This window comes from Streptomyces kebangsaanensis, assembly GCF_001906585.1.
In the GTDB taxonomy this organism is placed as follows: Bacteria; Actinomycetota; Actinomycetes; order Streptomycetales; family Streptomycetaceae; genus Streptomyces; species Streptomyces kebangsaanensis.
In genome coordinates, this window is record NZ_JUJA01000166.1 from 92,913 (window position 1) to 113,652 (window position 20,740).

General features: G+C 74.0%; 19 protein-coding genes. 9 read left to right on the forward strand and 10 right to left on the reverse strand.

Translation table 11 applies throughout. The features are described from left to right. Positions 1-725, reverse strand: a 725-nt coding sequence (locus tag RH94_RS34520) for a DeoR/GlpR family DNA-binding transcription regulator (RefSeq protein ID WP_073952244.1), incomplete at its 3' end; no start/stop codon positions are given. A 121-nt stretch (positions 726-846) separates the two neighbouring features. Between RH94_RS34520 and RH94_RS34525 the strand changes: the two genes are divergently transcribed. Next, on the forward strand, positions 847-1,728 hold the full coding sequence (locus tag RH94_RS34525; RefSeq protein ID WP_073952245.1) for an SIS domain-containing protein: 882 nt from the start codon (positions 847-849) through the stop codon (positions 1,726-1,728). Positions 1,729-1,753: 25 nt separating this feature from the next. Continuing rightward, positions 1,754-2,626 (forward strand): ketose-bisphosphate aldolase, encoded by an 873-nt coding sequence (locus RH94_RS34530; protein ID WP_073952246.1) that lies wholly within the window; start codon positions 1,754-1,756, stop codon positions 2,624-2,626. Here the strand turns inward: RH94_RS34530 and RH94_RS34535 are convergent. Further along, the gene (locus RH94_RS34535; RefSeq protein ID WP_073952247.1) at positions 2,616-3,749 is read right to left on the reverse strand and encodes a methyltransferase; all 1,134 of its coding nucleotides are present in this window, start codon (positions 3,747-3,749) and stop codon (positions 2,616-2,618) included. The two genes, RH94_RS34530 and RH94_RS34535, sit on opposite strands and share 11 nt — an antisense overlap. 68 nt (positions 3,750-3,817) lie before the next feature. Here RH94_RS34535 and RH94_RS34540 point away from each other — a divergent pair, with 68 nt between their 5' ends. Both RH94_RS34540 and RH94_RS34545 read left to right on the forward strand, forming a co-directional pair. Beyond that, a complete protein-coding gene (locus RH94_RS34540; RefSeq protein WP_073952248.1) occupies positions 3,818-4,468 on the forward strand; it encodes an alpha-ketoglutarate-dependent dioxygenase AlkB family protein in 651 nt (216 codons plus the stop codon). Positions 4,469-4,516: 48 nt separating this feature from the next. Further along, a complete protein-coding gene (locus RH94_RS34545; RefSeq protein WP_073952249.1) occupies positions 4,517-5,755 on the forward strand; it encodes an ROK family protein in 1,239 nt (412 codons plus the stop codon). Between the two features lie 58 nt (positions 5,756-5,813). Here RH94_RS34545 and RH94_RS34550 read toward each other — a convergent pair whose 3' ends face one another. Then, a complete protein-coding gene (locus tag RH94_RS34550) occupies positions 5,814-6,338 on the reverse strand; it encodes an ATP-binding protein (protein WP_073952250.1) in 525 nt (174 codons plus the stop codon). Positions 6,339-6,522: 184 nt separating this feature from the next. Beyond that, complete coding sequence (locus RH94_RS34555) at positions 6,523-6,846, reverse strand: hypothetical protein (protein ID WP_073952251.1); 324 nt, start codon at positions 6,844-6,846, stop codon at positions 6,523-6,525. A gap of 322 nt (positions 6,847-7,168) precedes the next feature. On the opposite strand from RH94_RS34555, the gene cds1 reads away from it, so the two are divergent. Beyond that, positions 7,169-8,293, forward strand: a complete 1,125-nt coding sequence (cds1, locus tag RH94_RS34560; protein ID WP_073952252.1) for an L-cysteine desulfhydrase Cds1 — start codon at positions 7,169-7,171, stop codon at positions 8,291-8,293. Positions 8,294-8,370: 77 nt separating this feature from the next. Here the strand turns inward: cds1 and RH94_RS34565 are convergent, their stop codons facing one another. Further along, positions 8,371-9,198, reverse strand: a complete 828-nt coding sequence (locus RH94_RS34565) for a DeoR/GlpR family DNA-binding transcription regulator (RefSeq protein WP_073952253.1) — start codon at positions 9,196-9,198, stop codon at positions 8,371-8,373. A gap of 280 nt (positions 9,199-9,478) precedes the next feature. Between RH94_RS34565 and RH94_RS34570 the strand changes: the two genes are divergently transcribed. Beyond that, entirely contained in the window at positions 9,479-11,848 is a 2,370-nt protein-coding gene (locus tag RH94_RS34570; RefSeq protein ID WP_073952254.1) for a hypothetical protein, read from the forward strand. On the opposite strand, the gene RH94_RS34575 is transcribed toward RH94_RS34570, so the two are convergent. The 4 genes from RH94_RS34575 to RH94_RS34590 all read right to left on the reverse strand — a co-directional run bounded on the left by RH94_RS34575 (position 11,818) and on the right by RH94_RS34590 (position 16,476). After that, positions 11,818-14,256, reverse strand: a complete 2,439-nt coding sequence (locus tag RH94_RS34575) for a right-handed parallel beta-helix repeat-containing protein (RefSeq protein ID WP_073952255.1) — start codon at positions 14,254-14,256, stop codon at positions 11,818-11,820. The genes RH94_RS34570 and RH94_RS34575 overlap by 31 nt on opposite strands. A gap of 112 nt (positions 14,257-14,368) precedes the next feature. Next, positions 14,369-14,968: an Rv1733c family protein gene (locus RH94_RS34580; RefSeq protein ID WP_073952256.1), complete on the reverse strand. Its 600-nt coding sequence runs from the start codon at positions 14,966-14,968 to the stop codon at positions 14,369-14,371. 171 nt (positions 14,969-15,139) lie between these two features. Continuing rightward, positions 15,140-15,964 (reverse strand): MOSC domain-containing protein, encoded by an 825-nt coding sequence (locus RH94_RS34585; protein ID WP_073952257.1) that lies wholly within the window; start codon positions 15,962-15,964, stop codon positions 15,140-15,142. A 41-nt stretch (positions 15,965-16,005) separates the two neighbouring features. Next, a complete protein-coding gene (locus tag RH94_RS34590; RefSeq protein WP_073952286.1) occupies positions 16,006-16,476 on the reverse strand; it encodes a DUF6643 family protein in 471 nt (156 codons plus the stop codon). Between the two features lie 246 nt (positions 16,477-16,722). On the opposite strand from RH94_RS34590, the gene RH94_RS34595 reads away from it, so the two are divergent. Continuing rightward, positions 16,723-17,997: a TerD family protein gene (locus tag RH94_RS34595; protein ID WP_073952287.1), complete on the forward strand. Its 1,275-nt coding sequence runs from the start codon at positions 16,723-16,725 to the stop codon at positions 17,995-17,997. A gap of 4 nt (positions 17,998-18,001) precedes the next feature. Here the strand turns inward: RH94_RS34595 and RH94_RS34600 are convergent, their stop codons facing one another. Then, positions 18,002-19,207, reverse strand: a complete 1,206-nt coding sequence (locus RH94_RS34600; protein WP_073952258.1) for a glycosyltransferase — start codon at positions 19,205-19,207, stop codon at positions 18,002-18,004. A 39-nt stretch (positions 19,208-19,246) separates the two neighbouring features. On the opposite strand from RH94_RS34600, the gene RH94_RS34605 reads away from it, so the two are divergent. Both RH94_RS34605 and RH94_RS34610 read left to right on the forward strand, forming a co-directional pair. Then, positions 19,247-20,032 (forward strand): glutamate racemase, encoded by a 786-nt coding sequence (locus tag RH94_RS34605; RefSeq protein WP_073952259.1) that lies wholly within the window; start codon positions 19,247-19,249, stop codon positions 20,030-20,032. A gap of 57 nt (positions 20,033-20,089) precedes the next feature. Next, the gene (locus RH94_RS34610; RefSeq protein ID WP_073952260.1) at positions 20,090-20,632 is read left to right on the forward strand and encodes a hypothetical protein; all 543 of its coding nucleotides are present in this window, start codon (positions 20,090-20,092) and stop codon (positions 20,630-20,632) included. Positions 20,633-20,740: the final 108 nt, after the last annotated feature.

Sequence of the window (20,740 nt, forward strand, 5' to 3'; positions counted from 1 at the left end):
CCCGCCGCCGTGTCCGTGACCAGTGTGTCCACCGAACGGGCAGGGCAGATGCGGGCGAAGGCACGCCGGCCCAGCTTGCTGGAGTCGGCGGCCACGACGACGCGTTCGGCGCGCTCGCACAGCAGCCGGTTGACGGCGGCCTCGGCCTCGTCGTGGGCCGCCGCGCCGTGCGTGACATCGAGGGCGACCACCCCGAGCACCGCCACGTCGAGCGTGATCTGACCCAGCACCCCGTCCGCCAGCGGGCCGACCAGCTCGTACGACTGCGGACGCGCGACCCCGCCGGTCAGTACGATCTTGAACTGGGGCCGCACGGCCAGCTCGTTGGCGATGTTGAGCGCGTTGGTCACCACGGTCAGCGCCGGTGAACCGGAGGCGAGGTCGCCGCGCACCGCCAGGGCGCGGGCCACCTCCGTGGTGGAGGTGCCACCCGTCAGCCCCACCGCCTCGCCGGGCGCCACGAGGTCCGCGACCGCCTTCGCGATCCGCTGCTTCTCGGAGGCGTGCCGGGCCGTCTTGTAGCGCAGCGGCAGCTCGTAGGAGACACCGTGCACGACCGCGCCGCCCCGGGTGCGGACGAGCATCTGCTGTTCGGCGAGCTGGTCGAAGTCCCGCCGGATCGTCGCGGCCGACACCCGCAGCTCGGCCGCCGCCTCCTCGACGTCCAGCCGGCCCCGCTCGACGAGCAGCTCCAGCAGCGCCTTCCAGCGCGCGTCGCGCGACATCAGCGGCCTCCGTTTCTCGCTCCCTCGCGACCCTAACGCACCCGGCACCCGGCCGAATGCTTGAAGATGCTCGAAAGGTGGCACTAACTTGCAAGAACGAGCAGACGCGGGAGGACGGGACATGAGCCATGTCGAGGACGAGCTGACCAGCCAGCCCGAGTGCTGGGCCCGCGCAGGGGGCGCCGCCGCTGCCCACGGCCGGGCACTGCCCGCGCAGGGGGAGCGGGTCGCGATCGTCGGCTGCGGCACGTCGTACTTCATGGCCCAGGCCGCCGCCGCGCTGCGCGAGGGCTCGGGGCAGGGGGAGACCGACGCCTTCGCCGCCTCCGAGTTCCCCTACGGCCGCTCCTACGACCGGGTCCTCGCCCTCACCCGCTCCGGTACCACCACCGAAGTGCTCCAAGTGCTCACGGAGTTGAAGGGACGCACGCCCACCACGGCCGTCACCGCCGACCCCGGCACCCCCGTCATGGACGCCGCCGACGAGGTCGTCGTGCTCGACTTCGCCGACGAACGCTCCGTGGTGCAGACCCGGTTCGCGACCACCGCGCTCACCCTGCTGCGCGCCCACCTCGGACTGCACAGCGACGACGTCGTCGTCGACGCCGGCACGGCGCTGTCCGCTCCGCTGCCCGAACGGCTCGTCGACCGCACGCAGTTCACCTTCCTGGGCCGGGGCTGGACCGTCGGCCTCGCCAACGAGGCCGCCCTGAAGATGCGCGAGGCCTCGCTGTCCTGGGCCGAGGCCTATCCGGCGATGGAGTACCGCCACGGCCCCATCAGCGTCACCACCGAGGGCACGGTCGCCTGGATGTTCGGCAGCGCCCCGCAGGGACTGGACGAACAGGTACGGGCCACGGGCGGGTCGTGGATCGAGAGCGCACTCGACCCGCTCGCCGAACTGATCCGCGCCCAGCGCCTCGCGGTCGCCGTCGCCCGGGCCCGCGGTCTGGACCCGGACCGCCCCCGCCACCTCACCCGCTCGGTGATCCTCGCGCCGTAACCTCTCGGAAAGGTCAGGACAGGCCGTGCCGCTTGCAGCCACCGGCGAGCTGGTCACCCGCGCAGCCGCCGCGCGTTCCGCCGTCGTCGCCTTCAACATCATCACGCTGGAACACGTCGAGGCCGTCGTCGCCGGCGCCGAGGCGGCCGGCGCGCCCGTCGTCCTGCAGGTCAGCGAGAACGCGGTCAAGTTCCGCTACGGACGGCTGCGGCCGCTCGCCCGCGCGGCCGCCGCCGCGGCCGAACGGGCCACCGTGCCCGTGGCGTTGCACCTCGACCACGTGCAGAGCGACGACCTGCTGCGCCAGGCGCCCGACGCGGGCTTCAGCTCCGTGATGTACGACGCCTCCCGGCTGCCGTACGCGGAGAACCTCGCCGCGACCAGTGCCGCCGCGGCCTGGGCACACGCCCGAGGGCTGTGGATCGAGGCCGAGTTGGGCGAGGTCGGCGGCAAGAACGGCGCGCCACCGCTGGACGCCCACGCCCCCGGCGCACGCACCGACCCCGCGGAGGCGCACGCGTTCGTCACCGGCTCCGGGGTGGACGCCCTGGCCGTGGCCGTCGGCAACACCCACGCCATGACCGAGCGCACCGCGGCCCTCGACCACGACCTCCTCAAGCGCCTCGCCGGAGCACTGGACGTCCCCCTCGTCCTGCACGGCTCCTCCGGCGTGCCCGACGGCGAACTGACCGCCGCCGTCACCGCCGGCATCGCCAAGGTCAACATCGGCACCGCCCTCAACATCGCGATGACCGGAGCGATCCGCGACTTCCTCGCCGCCCGCCCCGAGGCGGTCGACTCCCGCACGTACCTCAGCGTGGGGCGGGAGGCGATGGCGGGGGAGGCGCGGCGGCTCATCGGGGTGATCGGCACCCCCCGTACGGGGATCATCTCTTGACGGCCTTCAGCACCACGAACTTCGGGTCGCTCGCGACGAGCCGGCTGTTGCCGAACAACCGGCGCAGTGTGACGTGGTAGCCCAGGTGCCGGTTGCCGATCACCCACAGCTCGCCGCCGGGGCGCAGCGCGCGCCGCGCCCCGGCGAACATGCGCCGGGCCGTCGCGTCCGTCGTCGCCTGGTGCGAGTGGAACGGCGGGTTGTTGAGCACCAGGTCCACACTGCCCGCCGGTACTCCGGCCAGCCCGTCGCCGACCCGGAACTCGGCGTGCCCGGGCACGCCGTTCGCCTTGTACGTCGCCTCCGCCGAGGCCACGGCCTGGAACGACTCGTCCGTGAACAGCACCTCCGCGTCCGGGTTCGCCAGCGCCAGCGCCGTACCGACGACACCGTTGCCGCAGCCCAGGTCCACCACCCGGCGGGTGCCCCGGCCGTCGGGCAGGTGCCGCAGGAAGAAGCGGGTGCCGATGTCGAGGCGGTCGGCGCAGAAGACACCCGCGTGGTTGACCACGGTCCGGCCGGACGCGGCACCGATGCCGTCGGGCAGCGTGTAGCTGTACGGCCACGGACTGGCGGGCCGCTCCAGGGCGGGGTCCGGGGTGCAGAGGATCAGCCGGGCCTTGCGCCACGCGAGCGAGGTCCTGGTCGGGCCGAGGATCCGCTCGAACAGCGTCAGCGTCGAGGTGTGGATCTCCTTCACCATCCCGGTGCCGACGACGACCGTTCCCTCGTGCACGGAGGGTGCCAGGCGCAGCAGCTGGTCCTCCAGCAGGGCAAGGCTCTTGGGCACCCGCACCAGCAGCACGTCGATACGGCCGGGCGGCGGGTCCTGCGTGCTGAGCAGGCGCACCGCGCCGGGCTCGGCACCGTTGCGGGCGAGGTTCGCGCGGGTCGCCTCCTGCCCGAGGAACGAGTCGGTGATCTGCACCGGCCGGTGCGCCGCCAGCGCCGTGACCAGGGCACCCCACCGGTCGCCCACGACCACGACGGTCCCGGACAGGTCCACCCCCTGCTCGTCGAGGTGCCGCAGCAAGTACTCGTCGGAGGCGTCCCAGGCCCGCAGCCGGTCACGCGGATCCTCGGGGAACCGGGCGAGCACCGGCTCGCCCCAGGCAGTCGTCATACGCTCGTTCATCGCCCGTCAAGGCTAGCGGAGCCGCAGCTCACGGCCGCTGCGGCAGGATGGGGGGCATGGACGCCGAGCTGTTCCCCCGCGGTCGCAGGGAGATCGCGCCGTCAGCCGTGCACGTACCGGACTGGCTGGATCCGACACGCCGGCGCGCGCTGCTCGCCGCCTGCCGGGAGTGGGCCCGCCCGCCGGCCGGCCTCCGCACGGTGCGCACCCCGGGCGGCGGAACGATGACCGCGCGGCAGGTCTGCCTGGGCCGGCACTGGTACCCGTACGGCTACGCCCGCACGGCCGTCGACGGCGACGGCGCCCCGGTCAAGCCGTTCCCCGCCTGGCTGGGCGAACTGGGACGCGCGGCGGTGACGGACGCGCTGGGCCCCGAGGCGGTCCCGGAGGAGGCGTACGACATCGCCCTGATCAACTTCTACGACGCCGGCGCGCACATGGGCATGCACCGCGACAGCGACGAGAAGTCCGACGCGCCGGTGGTGTCGCTGAGCCTCGGCGACACGTGCGTGTTCCGCTTCGGCAACACCGGGACCCGTGCCCGGCCCTGGACCGACGTCGAACTGCGCGACGGCGACCTGTTCGTCTTCGGCGGCCCGTCCCGCCTGGCCCACCACGGCGTGCCACGGGTCCATCCGGGCACCGCTCCACCGGAGTTGGGCCTGACGGGGCGGCTGAACATCACCCTGAGGGTGAGCGGCTTCTAGGCCGCGCCGCTGGTCACGACAGGTGCGGATCATGGGAGACTCGCCCTCATGAGCGGCAAGGCGGACCCCCGGGCGGCGGGGGAAGGGAGCACCTCGAGGACACGGCTGGACCGGGGGCGCGGTGCGCTCGGGCCCGCGCTGGAACTCGTGCACACCGGACGCGCCCCGACCCGCGCGGTCCTCACCGCCGAGCTGGGGGTGACCCGGGCGACGGCCGGTGCGGTGGCCGCCGAGCTGGAGGCGCTGGGCCTGATCCGGGTGGACGCCCGGCCGGGCGCGGCGGCCGGCTCGCAGGGCCGTCCCTCGCACCGCCTCTCCGTCGCCGAGGACGGGCCCGTCGCCCTCGCCGCGCAGGTGCACGCCGACGGCTTCCGTGCCGCCCTGGTGGGTCTCGGCGGCCGTATCGTGGCGACCACGCCCGGCTGCGAGACCGTCGACCCCGACCCGGCCAAAGTGCTCGGCTCCGTCGTCGAGGCCGGCGCGGAACTGCTGCGCACGACCGGCCGGCGCTGCGTCGGCGCCGGGCTCGCCGTGCCCTCCGCGGTCGCCGAACCGGAGGGTCTGGCCCTGAACCCGCTCCACCTGGCCTGGCCCCCGGGTGCGCCGGTGCGCCGGCTCTTCGCGGAGTGCGTGCGCGCGGCGGGGATCACCGGACCGGCGTTCGCCGCCAACGACGTCAACCTCGCCGCGCTCGCCGAGCACCGGCACGGCGCCGGCCGCGGCGCCCGCGACCTGCTGTGCGTGGCGACCGGACACCGGGGCGTGGGCGGCGCGCTGGTGCTGGACGGGCGGCTGCACTCGGGCAGTGCGGGCCTGGCGCTCGAGGTCGGCCACCTCACCGTCAACCCCGAGGGCCGCCCCTGCCACTGCGGCAGCCGCGGCTGCCTCGACGTCGAGGCGGACCCGCTGGCCCTCCTCACCGCCGCCGGCCGCGAGCCGGGCCCCGTGGTCTCGCTGCTGCGGCAGGCCGACGACCTGATCCGCCACCACTACGACGACCCGGCCGTCCGCACGGCCGTCGAAGCCCTCGTCGACCGCCTCGGCCTGGGCCTGGCCGGCCTGGTGAACATCCTCAACCCCGACCGCATCATCCTCGGCGGACTCCACGGCACCCTCCTCGACGCCGCCCCCGACCGCCTGCGCGCCGTCGTCGCCGACCGCAGCCTGTGGGGCCAGAGCGGCGGCGTCCCCATCCTCCCCTGCACCCTCGCCCACAACAGCCTGGTCGGCGCGGCGGAACTGGCCTGGCAGCCGGTCCTGGACGACCCGCTGACGGCGCTGGCCTGAGCAGCCCGGGCGCACGGGCGAGGGGCGGGGCCCGTGAGGACCACCGGGCCCCGTTCGGTCAGCCGACGACGGCGGACCGGGCGGGGCGGGTGCCGTTGAGCGCGGAGCCGGCGAAGCGGCGGGCGGGTTCCTCCACGGTGACGAGGGCCGGCACCCGGGCCGGGATCGCGACCGAGGGGGCGGAGGTCGGCAGGGTGAACCAGACGACCTTGCCCTGCTCGCCGTCGGGGCGCGCGCCCCAGCTCTCGCTCACCGCGGCCACCATCGCCAGCCCCCGCCCTTCGGTGGCCAGCGGCGCGATCTCGCCCATGTTCTCCGCCACGGGGAGGCGAGGATCGTGGTCGTGCACGGAGACCGTGAGCCGGTCGAGCAGCAGCTCGAGCTCGACGGTGCACAGCTTGTCCGGCTGGGCGTGCTGGTGGACGTTGGTCAACAGCTCCGTCACACCGAGCGCGGCCCGGTCGATCAGAGGGTCCAGATGCCAGTAGCGCAAGTGCGCCGATACGATTCTGCGGACCTGGCCGATCCGCGACGGCAGGGCTTGGAGCTCCACCGTGCAGTGCCTGCTTGGGTGACTGATCACGGCTGCGACTCCCCGACGTTGAGGTCCGGAAGAACACGACGTTTCGGATGCAGCAGGACGTCTGCGTGACACTGCCGCCTGCTGTCGTGGCCGGCGGGCTGGTTCGCAGCGTTATCGCCGGTAAACCCTGAGTGACGTGAGACCAGGGTGACCCACGGGGTGGGGTCCTGCAACTCGCCGTCGCTCAGCCGCCGCGCCCCGCCGCCCGGCGTACGGCCTCGACGAACCGGCGCGCCGCCGGCGGCCCCGGCTCGCCCGGTGCGGGGTCGTGGTCGCCCAGGGTCAGTACGTACCGCTTGCCGTCGAGGTCGGCGAGCGCCCGGTCGTCCGGGGTGTACCAGGGCTTGGAGGCGCGCACCGCCCCCAGGGGCGCGCTGTCGATCTCACTGCCGTAGCTGGTGAGCAACTCCAGCCTGCCCTCGCTGATCCGGACCTGTCCGGCCCGGGTGAGCGAGCGCAGTCGCTTGCCGATGCGCACGCCCGTGGCCGTGAACTCCGCTTCCGCCATCCTCTCCCGCCCCCTTGCGCGCGTCGTCGGCTCGAAGACTCCGCGGGCTCCTTCGTCCCGCGCGGTGCAGTCTGCACGCCTTCGGCAGCGAGCACCAGTGCCCGGGGCGCGCTCACGGCCGGCGCCCGGAGCACTCGCGCGAATGCGCCCCCACCCGTGCGCGCACCGCGCCCCGGGCAGGCTCCGGCGAGCCGTGCTCCCAAGGTGTCTTTGACTCCCTCAAAGATGCGTTTATGCAGGTGAGAGGCGTGTCGGAGGTGTCTATCATCGGTGCTGTCCGGCCGCGCGACACGCCGTCGGCGCACAGCACAAGGAGCCTCGCGTGAGCATCACCCAGCAGCCGCGGACCAGCGACACCCTGGACGTCGACCGCAGCGACAACGGATACCGCGACTGGCTGAAAGAAGCCGTCCGCAAGGTCCAGGCCGACGCCAACCGCTCGGCCGACACCCACCTGTTGCGCTTCCCGCTGCCCGAGGAGTGGGGCATCGACCTGTACCTGAAGGACGAGTCGACCCACCCGACCGGAAGCCTCAAGCACCGCCTGGCGCGCTCGCTGTTCCTGTACGGCCTGTGCAATGGCTGGATCCGCCCGGGCCGCCCGGTGATCGAGGCCTCCAGTGGCTCGACGGCCGTCTCGGAGGCGTACTTCGCGAAGCTGATCGGCGTGCCCTTCATCGCGGTGATGCCGCGCACGACGAGCGCCGAGAAGTGCCGCCTGATCGAGTTCCACGGCGGGCGGTGCCACTTCGTGGACGACCCGCGCACGATGTACGAGGCCTCCGCCGCCCTCGCGGCCGAGACCGGCGGCCACTACATGGACCAGTTCACCTACGCCGAGCGGGCCACGGACTGGCGCGGCAACAACAACATCGCCGAATCCATCTTCCGGCAGATGGAGTTGGAGCGCTTCCCGGAACCGGCCTGGATCGTCGCCACGGCGGGCACCGGCGGCACCTCGGCGACCATCGCGCGCTACGTCCACTACATGCAGTACGACACCCGCGTCTGCGTCGCCGACCCCGACAACTCCTGCTTCTTCGAGGGCTGGACCACCGGCGATCCGGACGTCACCTGCGACTCCGGCTCGCGCATCGAGGGCATCGGCCGGCCGCGCATGGAGCCGAGCTTCGTGCCCGGCGCCATCGACCGCATGATGAAGGTCCCGGACGCCGCCGCCGTGGCCGCCGTACGCGGCCTGGAACGGGCCATCGGCCGCAAGGCGGGCGGCTCCACCGGCACCGGTCTGTGGAGCGCCCTGAAGATCGTCGCCGAGATGCTGCGGGAAGGCCGCCGCGGCAGCGTCGTCACCCTCCTGTGCGACCCGGGCGACCGCTACCTCGACAAGTACTACTCGGACACCTGGCTGACCGGACAGGGCCTGGACAGCGCTCCGTACACGGCGGCGATCGAGGCGTTCCTGGCGACCGGGGCGTGGCCGGACTGAGCGCCCCGGTCCGGCCCGTCCGCCCCGGTCCGGCCCGTCCGCCCCGGTCCGGCCGGGGCGCCGTGTCCGGCGCCCGCTCAGGCGTCCGCCGCGTCCTCGGCCTCGCCCGCCACCACCAGCCGCAGATGCTCCGAGACCTCGGCGCGCGCCTCGGCCGGCAGCCCGGCGTCCGTCACCAGGGTGTCGACCTGCCCCAGCGCGGCGAAGGAACTCAAGCCCACCACACCCCACTTGGTGTGGTCGGCGACCACCACCACACGCCGCGCGGACCGCACCAGCCGCCGGTTGGTCTCGGCCTCCGCCAGGTTCGGCGTGGACAGGCCGGCCTCGGCCGATATCCCGTGCACCCCGAGGAACAGCACGTCGAAGTGGAGCGTGGCGATCGCCTGGTCGGCCACCGGCCCCACCAGCGAGTCGGACGGCGTACGCACTCCGCCGGTCAGCACGACCGTCGCCGCGCCCTGCCGCTGACCGGAGCCGCGCTGGGCCGAGTGGAAGACGTCCGCCACCCGTACCGAGTTGGTGACCACCGTCAGATCGGGCACGTCCAGCAGATGGTGGGCCAGCGCGTACGTCGTCGTACCGCCCGAGAGGGCGATCGCCGTGCCCGGCGCGACCAGCAGGGCCGCCGCCCGCGCGATCTCCTCCTTGGCGGTCGGCTCCAGACCCGACTTGGCCTCGAAGCCCGGCTCGTGCGTACTGGCCTCCACGACCGGAACCGCCCCGCCGTGCACCTTCTCCAGCACACCCTGGCGGGCCAGCGCGTCCAGGTCGCGGCGGACCGTCATGTCCGACACGCCGAGCCTCCGGGTCAGCTCGTTGACCCGGACCCCGCCCCGGCGCCGGACCTCGTCCACGATCAGGGCACGCCGCTGCTCCGCGAGGAGGTTCTGATTCTCACTCACGTGTGCTCCGGTTCCTTTCGCCTCAAGCCGCCCGACACGCGCGGAGGTCCCATCCTTTCATGGGGCGGTGCCCGCCGCGCCGGAGCCCGCCCGACGCGCACATGCCACTTACGCCCTCCCACGCGCGCCAGCCGTCACCCCTACCGGCGAAATTCCGGTGACAGGGGGTGTGCCACGGGCCACGGGGGGCGATCCTGGTGTCCGCACGGACACAGACCCATGGCACACCCATGACACACACCCACGGACACCCACGGACGCGTCACGGGGGAATCGAACAGTGGAACGTGCGCAGCAGCGTCCGCCGACCGGATGCGCCCTGGAGCTCCTGGTCCACGGTGTCGGCGGCACCACGCCCGAGAGGATGCTGGACGACCCGCGGACGGTGCGGATCACCGGCGACGACACCGCGGCCGTCTTCCGCCGCGCCGACGACGTCGACGCCGAGACGCGGCCCGGGAAGCGCCGCGGCACGCCGGTGCCCGAGGCGTACGTCTGGTGCAACCTCACCTCGGGCAACGGCGCTCGCGCCCTGTGGCTGTTGCTGCTGCCGTTCATGGTGGTCAACCTCGCCCACTGGATGCGCCCCGGCGCACCCGGCCGCCCCCGCACGACACGTCTGTACGGCCTGCTGGTACGACTGGCCGGCCTCACCCTGACCGTGCTGCTCGTCGCCGCCGCCTGCGAGGTCGCCCTGGACCTCACGGCCTGGCAGTGCGCGGGCACCCGCGCGTGCGCAGCACGCCACTCCTGGCTGGGCTTCCTGTCGCCCGCGGCCGGCGGCTGGTGGAGCGCGCCCGGCCGCCGTCTCGCCCTCGCCGCCCTGGTGCCCGCGGCCCTCACCGGCCTGCTGTGGTACCTGGCCCACCGCACCTGGAGCGCCTACGAGTCCCAGCAGCCGATGTCCCGCGACCCCGAGCCCGAGGAGGACACCGGCAGCGGCTCCCTGGGCCGTCCCGGCTTCTGGTACGGCCGCCGCCTGGTGGCCCGGCTGCGCGCCGCCCACACCGCCGCCGGCCTGCTCACCGTCGCCGCCGCGATCGCCGCGCCCACGGCGGCCCTCGACCGCCGTCCCGGCGGCCCCGCGCTCCTCGACGTCCTGGGCCGGTTCCTGCTCGTCGCTCTGCTCGCCTGGGCCGCCGCCGTGCTCTGGGTCGTCTGCCGCCGGGGCCGCACCGAGCACCTGCTCGACCGGCAACTGGACCGCCACCTCGTACGACAGCTGCCGCTCGGCGCCCTCCTGCTGCTCCTGCTCACCGCCGTGTACGCCGGCTGGTCACGCCCCGGCTGGACCTCGGCGGGCCGGCTGGCCGGCGACACCGTCTTCGGCGGCCTCGCCCTGGGGCAGGGTCTGCTGGTCGTCGCCCTCGGTATCACCGCGCACGCCCTGTACCGCACCCGTCCCGACCCCCGCGCCGTGCTGCGGGGCCTGGGCGGGCCCGCGGTCGCGATGCTGGCCTGCGCGCTGGGCGGCGTGATGTCCGGCGGGGTCTGCCAGCGCGTGGCCGACTGGCTGGACGGCACCGGCACCTCCATCCCGGGCCCACCGGTCATGCTCACCTGGCAGGCGTCCGTCATCCCGCCGCTGCTCCTCGTCCTGCTGGTGCTCTGCGGACGGCTCGCCGGGCGCGCCTGGCGGCTGGCCCGCGCCCTGCGCGCCACGGTCGAACGGGACCACCCCGGCGAGCCGTCCGACCCCGAGCGCACCCGCCGGATCGCCCGCACCCGCGCCATGGCGACGCTCACCGACGACGCCCCCCTCGTCGTCGGCGTCACCTCCGCCGCCACCCTCGTCCTCGGCGCCGCCGCACTCGCCGGTGCCCTCGGCACCGGCAGGACCCCGGCCGGAGCCGCCGCCGGCACCCACCCCGCCCTCCAGGGCGCGTCCCAGACCGCGCAGGCCCTGGGCTCCTGGCTGATCGGGCTGGGCTTCATACTGTTCGTCACCTGGGGCCGACGCGCCTACAAGGACGCCTCCGCCCGGCGCACCATCGGCATCCTGTGGGACGTCGGCACCTTCTGGCCGCGCGCCGCCCACCCCTTCGCCCCGCCCTGCTACGCCGAACGGGCCGTGCCCGACCTCACCTGGCGGATGGCGACCTGGACCCGGTCCACCGGCGGCCGCCTGGTGCTGTCCGGGCACTCCCAGGGCAGCGTGCTGGCCGCCGCCGCGGCCTGGCAGCTCACCCCGCCGGTCCGCGGGCGGGTCGCACTGCTGACCTACGGCTCGCCGCTGGAACGGCTCTACGGCCGCTGGTTCCCGGCCCACTTCGGACCGGCCGCCCTCGGTGCCCTGCATCGGGACGTGGACTGCTGGCGCAACCTGTACCGGCTCACCGACCCCATCGGCGGCCCGGTCCGGCTCACCGGCGACCACGGTCCCGAGGTGGACCACGCCCCGCTGCGGGACCCCCTGGCCTACGGCCGTACCGCACAGCACCCCTTGCCCGCCCCGATCCTCGGCCACTCCGACTACCAGGCGGACCCGGCCTTCGCCGAGGAACGCGGACGGCTGCTCGCCCGGCTGCGCCCGGACCTGCCCGCGCCACGCCACGGACCGCCCGAACTCCCGGACGGCGAGCCGCCGGCCGGCCGCGAGCCGCCGGGCGGCACCGGGGCTCAGGGCAGCGCGGGCAGATCCTCGGCGTAGAGCAGCGTCAGATCGTCCGTGCTGGGGTCGGCGAGCTGGGCGACCCGGCCCGCGTGCCGCTCCACCATCGCCTCGAAGGTCTGGCGCGCGGTACGCCCGTTGCCGAACGTCGGACCCTTGGGGACCGCCGTGAAGTACGTCAGCAGGGCCTCGGCCGCCCCCGGCGCCAGCCGGTACTCGTGCTCCTCGGCCTGCTGCTCCACGATCCGCAGCAGCTCGTCGGGGCCGTAGTCGCCGAAGGTGATGGTGCGGGAGAAACGGGAGGCCACACCGGGGTTGACGGAAAGGAAGCGTTCCATCTCGGCGGTGTATCCGGCGACGATCACCACCACCGCGTCCCGCTGGTCCTCCATCAGCTTCACCAGCGTGTCGATGGCCTCCTTGCCGAAGTCCCGCCCGGCGTCCTCCGGGGAGAGCGCGTACGCCTCGTCGATGAACAGCACCCCGCCGCGCGCCCGTTCGAACGCCTCCTGGGTGCGGATCGCGGTGGAGCCGATGTGCTCGCCGACCAGGTCGACACGGGAGACCTCGACGAGGTGCCCCTTCTCCAGCACGCCGAGGGAGGCGAGGATCTCGCCGTACAGGCGGGCGACCGTGGTCTTGCCGGTGCCGGGGGAGCCGGTGAAGACCAGATGACGCTTGACCGAGGCGGCCTTCAGCCCGGCCCGCTGCCGGCGCCGGCCCACCTCGATCATGTCGGTCAGGGCGCGCACCTCCAGCTTGACGCTGTCCAGGCCCACCAGCATGTCGAGTTCGCCGAGCACGTCCTTCGCGGTCCGGGCGGGCTGCTCCGGCTCGGCGGCGGTCACCAGCGGTTCCTGCTCGGTGGCGCGCTGCCCGGGGATCGCGCCCAGCAGACCGGGGGACGGACTCGTCGTCTGCACGGCCGTCGCCCGGGCCTCGGGCGGGCGCACACCGCCGCTCTCGTCGCCGGCGCAGTCCTCGACCACGGGACCCGACCCGGCCCCGGCGTCCGGCCCGCCGTCCGCGAACTCGTAACCGCCGCGCGCGCACCGCTCCGTACGGCACTTCCTCAGCGTCGTACGGCAGCCGTCGATCACGTGGAAGCCGTAGCCGCCGCTGTCCGTCACCCGGCAGCCCAGGAAGCTGCCGCGGCCCCCGGCGGAGACGTAGAAGCCGGCCTCGGCGGGGGAGGAGACCGTGCACCGCTCGATGGTGGGGTCGGCGCCCTTGGTGACGATCACGCCGGTCTGGGTGCCGTCCACGGTGCAGTTGCTCAGGGTGCCGCCGCTGCCGTGGTCGCGGAACCAGGCGCCCGTGGCCGCGTCCTTGATCCGGCAGTCGTCCAGCTGCGCGGTGGCGCCGTCGCTCACCGAAACCGCCGTGTTGCGCACCTGGGTCAGGTCGCTGTCCACGACGTCCGCCCGGGAGCCGCGGTCCAGCACGAACAGCGCGTCCGGCACGTCGTGCACCCGACAGGCGTCGAGCACCACGGTCGCGCCGTCGCTGACCCACACCGCCGGGTAGTCGCCGGTGCTGTCGAAGATCTCGCACTGGTTGGCGTCCACGCGCGTGCCCGGGTCCCACACCGACAGACCGTTGCGCCCGAACCGGCGCACCGTCGTCCGCGTCAGCGTCAGCACGGAACGCGACCGCAGGTCCACCGCGTTCTCCGGGATGTCGTGGATACGGCAGTCGGCGAGCGTCAGCACGGCGTCGGTGTCGAGCGTGACGCCGTCCGCGGTGGTGCGGTGCACGTCGCAGTCGGTGAGGTGCGCGGTGGCCCCGCCCGTGACCTGGACGCCGCTGCCCCGCACTTCGTAGACCTCGCAGCCCACCGCTTCCAGCGCGGAGTTGTCGCCCGTCACCGACAGGCCCGCGCCGGCGGTGTGGTGGATCCGGCAGCGCCCCAGCCGGGGGTGGGCGCCGCCGCGGACCGCCACGCCCGACTGCCCGGCCGCGACGACCTCGCACTCCTCGAACACCCCACCGCCGCCGTCGAGCACGGCTATGCCGATGCCGGCCGGATTGTCGACCGTGCAGCGCCGCACGGTCGGCCGGGCGCCGCCGCGCACCTCGATGCCGACCGCGGACCGGGTCACGATCCGCACATCGCCGATCTCCGGCGTGCCCTCCTCCACCAACAGGGCGGGCACGGTGGCGTCCTGGCCCTCCACGTGCAGGTCCTGCACCACCGCCGAGGCGCGCACGGTCAGCGGCACCCCGTCCGCGGGGGCGATGCGCACCGCGCCGGGGGAGTTCTCGGGGCCGCGCAGCGTCACCGCCCGCTGGACCACGAGGTTCTCGCGGTAGGTGCCCGGGGCGACGGTGAGGACGTCGCCGTCCGCCGCGGCCTCCAGGGCGGCGGCGAGCGAAGCGTACTCACCCGTGCGGCGCCGCCACCGCGATGTGCCGGTGTGCGTCACCTGGACCGTGCCCTGTGCCATGGCGCTGCTGTGCCCCCCACCTCGTCGTACGCGGGTCGGTTGATGCCGAGTGCGTCGGCCGGTCCACCGTAGCGTGCCCGCGGACGGTCGGTTGACCGGAGCCGGAAGGCCGTCAGCTGCCGGTACCGGTACGGCCCCAGTCCGGGCCCACCCGCTCCCAGGCCCGGTCCCACTGCGCGTACCGGCGGCGGACCAGGCGCCAGAGCACCAGCCGGCGTACGGCCTCCACCAGCCCCGCGGTCAGCAGGGCGGCGCCGAATCCCGCCAGTACCGCATGGGTGGTGGCCGTGGCGGAGTCCAGGGGCCGGGGCACCATGGTGCCGTGCGCGTCGGTCCACAGCGTGAAGGTCTCACCGGGCTTCGGGGCCTTCAGGCTTGTGGAGACCGGTTCGTGCCGCCGGGTGCCGTCGGGTGCCGTCCATTCGGCGAGGACGCGGCTGCGCACGCCCTGCCCCGGGGATGTCTCCGGATCGGGCTCCAGCCGGTTCAGCTCCCTCACCACCGTGGCCGTCACCTGGTGCCGGGTCTGGCGCTGGTCGCGCACGGACTGCTGCAGGGCTCCCTGGGCCGCGGTGCCGGCCAGGGAGCCGATCACGGGGGCGACGACGAGGGCGAGCAGCAGGGTCGCCAACGCCACCCAGGACTCCACCAGATCGGTCGTGCGCCGCAGCGGATTGTGCCGCCAGCGCCAGAGTCCGCTGATCGCTCGCACGGTCCCCGCACCCCCCTTCCTGCTCCGTCATAACCCCCGGCGAGGCGGTCCGCCCCCGAATCCGGCCGAAGAGGGAGGCACATCACCTCCGGCCGTCCGGCCGGGGTCCTCAGGAACATCTCAGGAAAGCCAACGACCGGGTCCTGTCCCGGGGTTCCCGGCAGGCGCGGGTCATTCGAGGACGGTGACCGGGTCGCCGAGCCGGATGGTGCCGGTCGACTCGGGCACCAGGTTCTGTCCGAAGACCAGTTCGCCGCCGAAACGGCGGTGCCGGCCGAGGGTGCGCAACGGCTCCTTGCCGCGGACGGTGGTGGCCTGGTCGGTGGTGGTCACCACGCACCGGCCGCACGGCTTGGCGACCCGGAAGGCGACCTCGCCGATCGCGATGCGCCGCCAGTCGTCCTCGGCCCAGGCGGGGGCGCCGGCCACCACGACGCTCGGCCGGAAGCGGTTCATCGGCAGCGGGCCCTCCTCTGCGTGGTCGCCCTCGGCGATCAGCGAGTTGAGGGAGTCGAGGGAGGACCGCGAGGTGAGCAGCAGGGGGTAATCGTCGGCGAAGCTCACCGTCTCGCCCGGCAGGGCGTAGTCCGGGTCGACGGGACGGCGCGTGGCGGGGTCGTCCATGTGGACGAGACGGACACCGGCTCCGGCGTGGTCGCTGCACCAGGCGTGGGCGGCCTCGTCCGCCGGAACGGCCTCCACCTCGTCGCCGAAGATGTCCACCGTCACCGTGGCACCCGGCCGTGGGACGGACACCGTGATCGGGGCACGGCCGGGTGCGGAAAGACGGAGGCCGCCGCCGGGCGTGGGCTCGGCGGCGGCCAACGCGAGCTGGGGCAGTTGGCGTTGCGTGACGACCTTTCCCCCGTCGTCGATCAATGCCCAGCGCCGGTCACCGGCCAGCCCCCAGGGCTCCACGACGGCCTCCCGGAGCCCGACGGGCCGGAACGCCTTGACCGGGTGGATGTGCAAGGACCACAGCTCCGCATTCCCCATGACCTCATCCTGCCAGGTGGCACGGACAGCTGGGGAGCGGATCAGTAACCGCGGTACTGCTGGTTGCCGTACGGGTCCTGGTAGGGCGCCTGGGCGGGCCGGGGAGCGGCCGGGCGCATGGCCTCGTAGCCGGTGCCGTTCGCCATCGGGCGCGGTGGCTGCGGCTGCTGCGGGCCGGGGTATCCGCGCGGCGCGGTGGCCTGCTGCGGGATGTAGGCCGCGGGCACCTGCTGCAGCGGGGCGGGCTGCGGCGCCTGCGGGTAGCCGTAGGAGGGCTGGGACGGGGCCGCGGGGAGGGCGGGCAGCGCCGAGGGGAGCGCCGGCAGGTGGCTGCCGCCCGTGTTCGGGTTGCCGCCCGTGTTCAGGCTGCTGCCCGTGTCGTAGGGAGCGGGGACCCGGATCGGGGCGATCTGCGGGGTGCCCCGTTCTGCCACGAGCGAGTCGTAGATCGGGGTGTCCGGGAAGGAGGCGGAGTAGTAGCCGCCGCCATAGGAGGAGCGGGGGGAGGTCATGGCCATAAGTTAAGCCCACGATGTGCGGATTGGGGAGACCGATAAGAGGGTTGTTTCCCGTGTCGGCGGTGACGTGAAGTCACTAATACGAGTGAACTTGGACAAGTGGGGTGGCGCGTAGGGCGCGCCCCTTGTAAAGCCTGAGTTCCAGGCGGGTTACCGGTAGTTGGCCAGGAGTGTTCGGCCCTCCTCGTGGGAGACTGCCGGGACACGGCCTGGCCGACATACGAGGGGGCAAGCATGTCCATGCCGAAGGGGTCGAACACGCCGGTGCCCGTCACGGCCCTGCGCGTCGAGGTGGGGTGGCGGTCGGGACCCGGCGTTCCGGACACGGACGCCTCCGCGCTGCTGCTGGTGGGCGGCAAGGTCCGCTCGGACGCGGACTTCGTCTTCTACAACCAGTCCGCACACCCTTCCGGCGCGGTCCGGCACGAGGGCAAGCGCACCGTCGGCGACCGGGTCACCGACACGCTGCTCGTCGACCTCACGCGCGTGGAGCCAGCGATCGAGACCGTGGTGCTGGCCGCCTCGGCGGACGGCGGCACCTTCGGCCGGGTGCCCGGCCTGTACGTCGAGGTGCGGGACGCCGCCCGGGACACGGTGACCGCGCGCTTCGACAGCACGGACGCGAGCGTGGAGACGGCGTTCGTGCTCGGCGAGTTCTACCGCCGTCAGGGCGCCTGGAAGTTCCGTGCCGTGGGCCAGGGGTACAGCAGCGGTCTGGAAGGCCTGGCCACGGACTTCGGTATCACGGTGGACGAACCGCAGCACGTGCCGCCGCCCCCGGCCGGGCCTCCTGTGCCCCCTCCGCCGCCGATGGCGCCCCCGGTCACCACGCCCCCGGTCACCACCACGCCGCCGCCCGCCGCGCCCGCGCCCGCCGTCCGCCTGAGCAAGGTGACGCTCACCAAGGCGGCCCCCGCGGTGTCGCTGACGAAGCAGGGCGGCACCTCCGGCGCCATGCGCGTCAACCTCAACTGGCAGGTGCGCAAGCAGTTCTCCGGCTGGGGCAGCAAGCGCGGCCGGGCGGTCGCCATGCACGGGGACCTCGACCTGGACCTGTGCGCCCTGTACGAACTGTCGGACGGCCGCAAGGGCGTCGTCCAGGCCCTCGGCAACGCGTTCGGCTCGCTCCACCGGCCGCCGTACATCCACCTCGACGGCGACGACCGCACCGGCGCGGCGGCCGAGGGCGAGAACCTCACGATCAACCTCGACCACACGCGGGACTTCCGGCGCATCCTCGTCTTCGTGACCATCTACGAAGGCGCCCGCTCCTTCGCCGACCTGCACGCCACGGTCACCCTCCAGCCGCAGCACGGGGCCCCGGTCGACTTCTCCCTCGACGAGTGCACCGTCCCCTCGACGGTGTGCGCGCTCGCCCTGATCACCAACACCGGGGGCGACCTCGTCGTCCAGCGCGAGGCCCGCTACCTGGTTCCCGAGCGCGGGGTGAGCCCGCAGCGGACGATCGACCGCGCCTACGGCTGGGGCATGAACTGGACCCCGGGCCGCAAGTGAGCGGTCACGCCGGTCGTCCTTCGTCGGGCACGGCGTCCGGACGCGTGTACGTACGGCCCTTCCAGGCCGCACCCCGCCCCCGGTGGTGCTGCACCGCCGAGTCCACCGTCATCAGCAGATACAGGAACGCGGTGAACGGCAGCAGGGGAGCGAGCCACAGCGGCAGGCGGTAGTACCGGAGCATCGGGACGTACGTCCCCGCCATCACCAGCCACGCCAGGCCCCCGGCGACCGCCGCCGGGCTGCTCGCCACCAGGCCCACGGCCAGCGCCACCGGCGGCACCAGGTACACCAGCGCCAGCCCGGCGACCGTGCCGAGCAGCACCAGCGGGTTGTGGCGCAGTTGCGCGTAGGCGCTGCGCGAGACCATCCGCCACAGGTCGCGCAGGAGCGGGTAGGGGCGCACGCTGTCCACCCGCTCGGCGAGACCGAGCCAGATGTGCCCGCCGCCGCCCTTGACGGCCCGGGCGAGGGCCACGTCGTCGATCACCGCCTGCCGGATCGCGTCCGGGATCCGCGCCCGCTCGGCGGCCTCGGTGCGCAGCAGCACGCAGCCGCCCGCGGCCGCCGCCGTCCGCGCGCCCCTGCGGCCGATCCGGCGGAAGGGGTACAGCTGCGCGAAGAAATAGACGAAGGCCGGCACGACGAGCCGCTCCCACCGGGTCTCCACCCGCAGGCGGGCCATCTGCGAGACGACGTCGAAGCCTCCGGTGCGCGCCGCCGCCACCAGGTGGCGCAGGCTGTCCGGGGCGTGGGCGATGTCCGCGTCCGTCAGGAGCAGATACTCGGGCACGCGCGCGCGTGCCAGGCCGATGCCGTGCCGTACGGCCCACAGCTTGCCCGTCCAGCCGGCGGGCGGCTCACCCGGCGAGGCCACGGTCAGCGGCAGCCCGCCGTGCCGCCGGGAGAGCTCCCGGGCCAGCTCCCCGGTGCCGTCGGTGCTGCCGTCGTCGATCAGGAAGACCTCGGCCCGTCCCGGGTAGTCCTGCGCGAGCAGTGAGGGCAGACTCGCGGACAGTACGGTGGCCTCGTCCCGCGCGGGGACGACGACGCACACCGACGGCCAGTCGTCCGGGGCCGGGTCCTCGCGGGGCGGCAGCCTGACGTCCGTACGCCAGAAGAAGCCCTGGCCGAGCAGCAGCCACAGCCAGGCGGCGAGTGATCCGACGGCGCTCCACACGATCACGCTCACCCGCGCAGTCTGCCCCACCCGGGCGGCCGGTTCGAGGGAATCGTCTATTGTGGCCGGGTGAAGATCGCGCTCATGGACTCCGGGATCGGGCTGCTGGCGGCCACCGCCGCGGTACGGCGCCTGCGCCCCGACGCAGATCTCGTGCTCTCCCTGGACCCCGCGGGCATGCCCTGGGGTTCGCGCACGCTGGAGGACCTGACCGAGCGCGCCCTGGCCGTCGCCGAGGCCGCCGCCGCCCGCCGCCCGGACGCCCTGATCGTCGGCTGCAACACCGCGACCGTGCACGCCCTGACCGCCCTGCGGGCCCGTTTCGAACCGGACCTGCCGGTCATCGGCACGGTACCCGCGATCAAACCGGCCGCGGCCGGCGGCGGCCCCGTCGCCATCTGGGCGACACCCGCCACCACGGGCAGCCCCTACCAGCAGAACCTCATCCGCGAGTTCGCCGGCGGCGTGCCGGTCGCCGAGGTGCCCTGCTGGGGGCTTGCCGAGGCCGTGGAACGCGCGGACCAGGCGGCGATCGACGAGGCCGTCCTCGCGGCCGCCGCGCTGACCCCGGAGGGCGTGACGACCGTCGTCCTGGGCTGCACCCATTACGAACTGGTCGCCGACCGCGTCCGGGCCGCCGTGCAGCGGCCGGACCGCTCCCCGCTGGTCCTGCACGGCTCCGCGGGCGCCGTCGTCACCCAGGCACTGCGCCGGATCGGAGCCCGTCCCGAGCCCGAGACTCCGGCCGAGGGCACTGTGACCGTCCTGCTGAACGGTCGGGAGGGCGCCCTGCCCGCGCCCGCCCTGGCCTACGCGGAAGGCCTCCTGCTCCAGCAGACCGCTCCCGTCCGCTGACGCACGGTCACCCACGACGCGCCACCCGTTCGGCGAAACCTGGGTAACCTCATGGATATGAGGGATCACCCCCACAGCCAGAACGGCCCCCACCCCGAGGTGTGGACCGGACGCGCCACCAACCGGATCCAGTGGCTGCTGGCGCTCGCCGGCGCCGCCTGCGTGGCCCTCGGCATCGAGCTGGCCGTCGACTCCGCCTGGAACGCCGGCATCGCCCCGCTGGTGATGTCCGTCGTGGGCTGCATCGCGGCCGGCCTGCTGGTCCTCTTCGGCACCCTCGCCTTCGTGCACGTGGCGCTGCGCGTCGACAAGGAGGCCCTGGAGGTGCGCTGCGGGCACATGGGCCTGCCGCGCCGCCGCATCCCCCTCTCCCATGTCGCGGGCGCCGAGTTCGCCCCGCACGTCACCCCGCGCCACTGGGGCGGCTGGGGCTACCGCTGGCGGCCCGAGAAGGGCACCGCGGTCGTCGTACGGCGTGGCGAGGGCCTCGTCCTGCGCCTGTGGGACGGCCACACGTTCACGATCACGGTCGACAACGCCGAGTCCGCGGTACGCGTGATCAGGGACCGGCTGCGTCCGCCGGCCCCCGGCCGGGCCTGAGCGCGCTGCCGGCGCCCCGGTGACCGGCCGTAGACTCCCCGGGTGACCGTCACCGCAACATCCGTCGACGAGTCGGACCTGCCGCGACCGCGGGCCACGCCCGCGCCC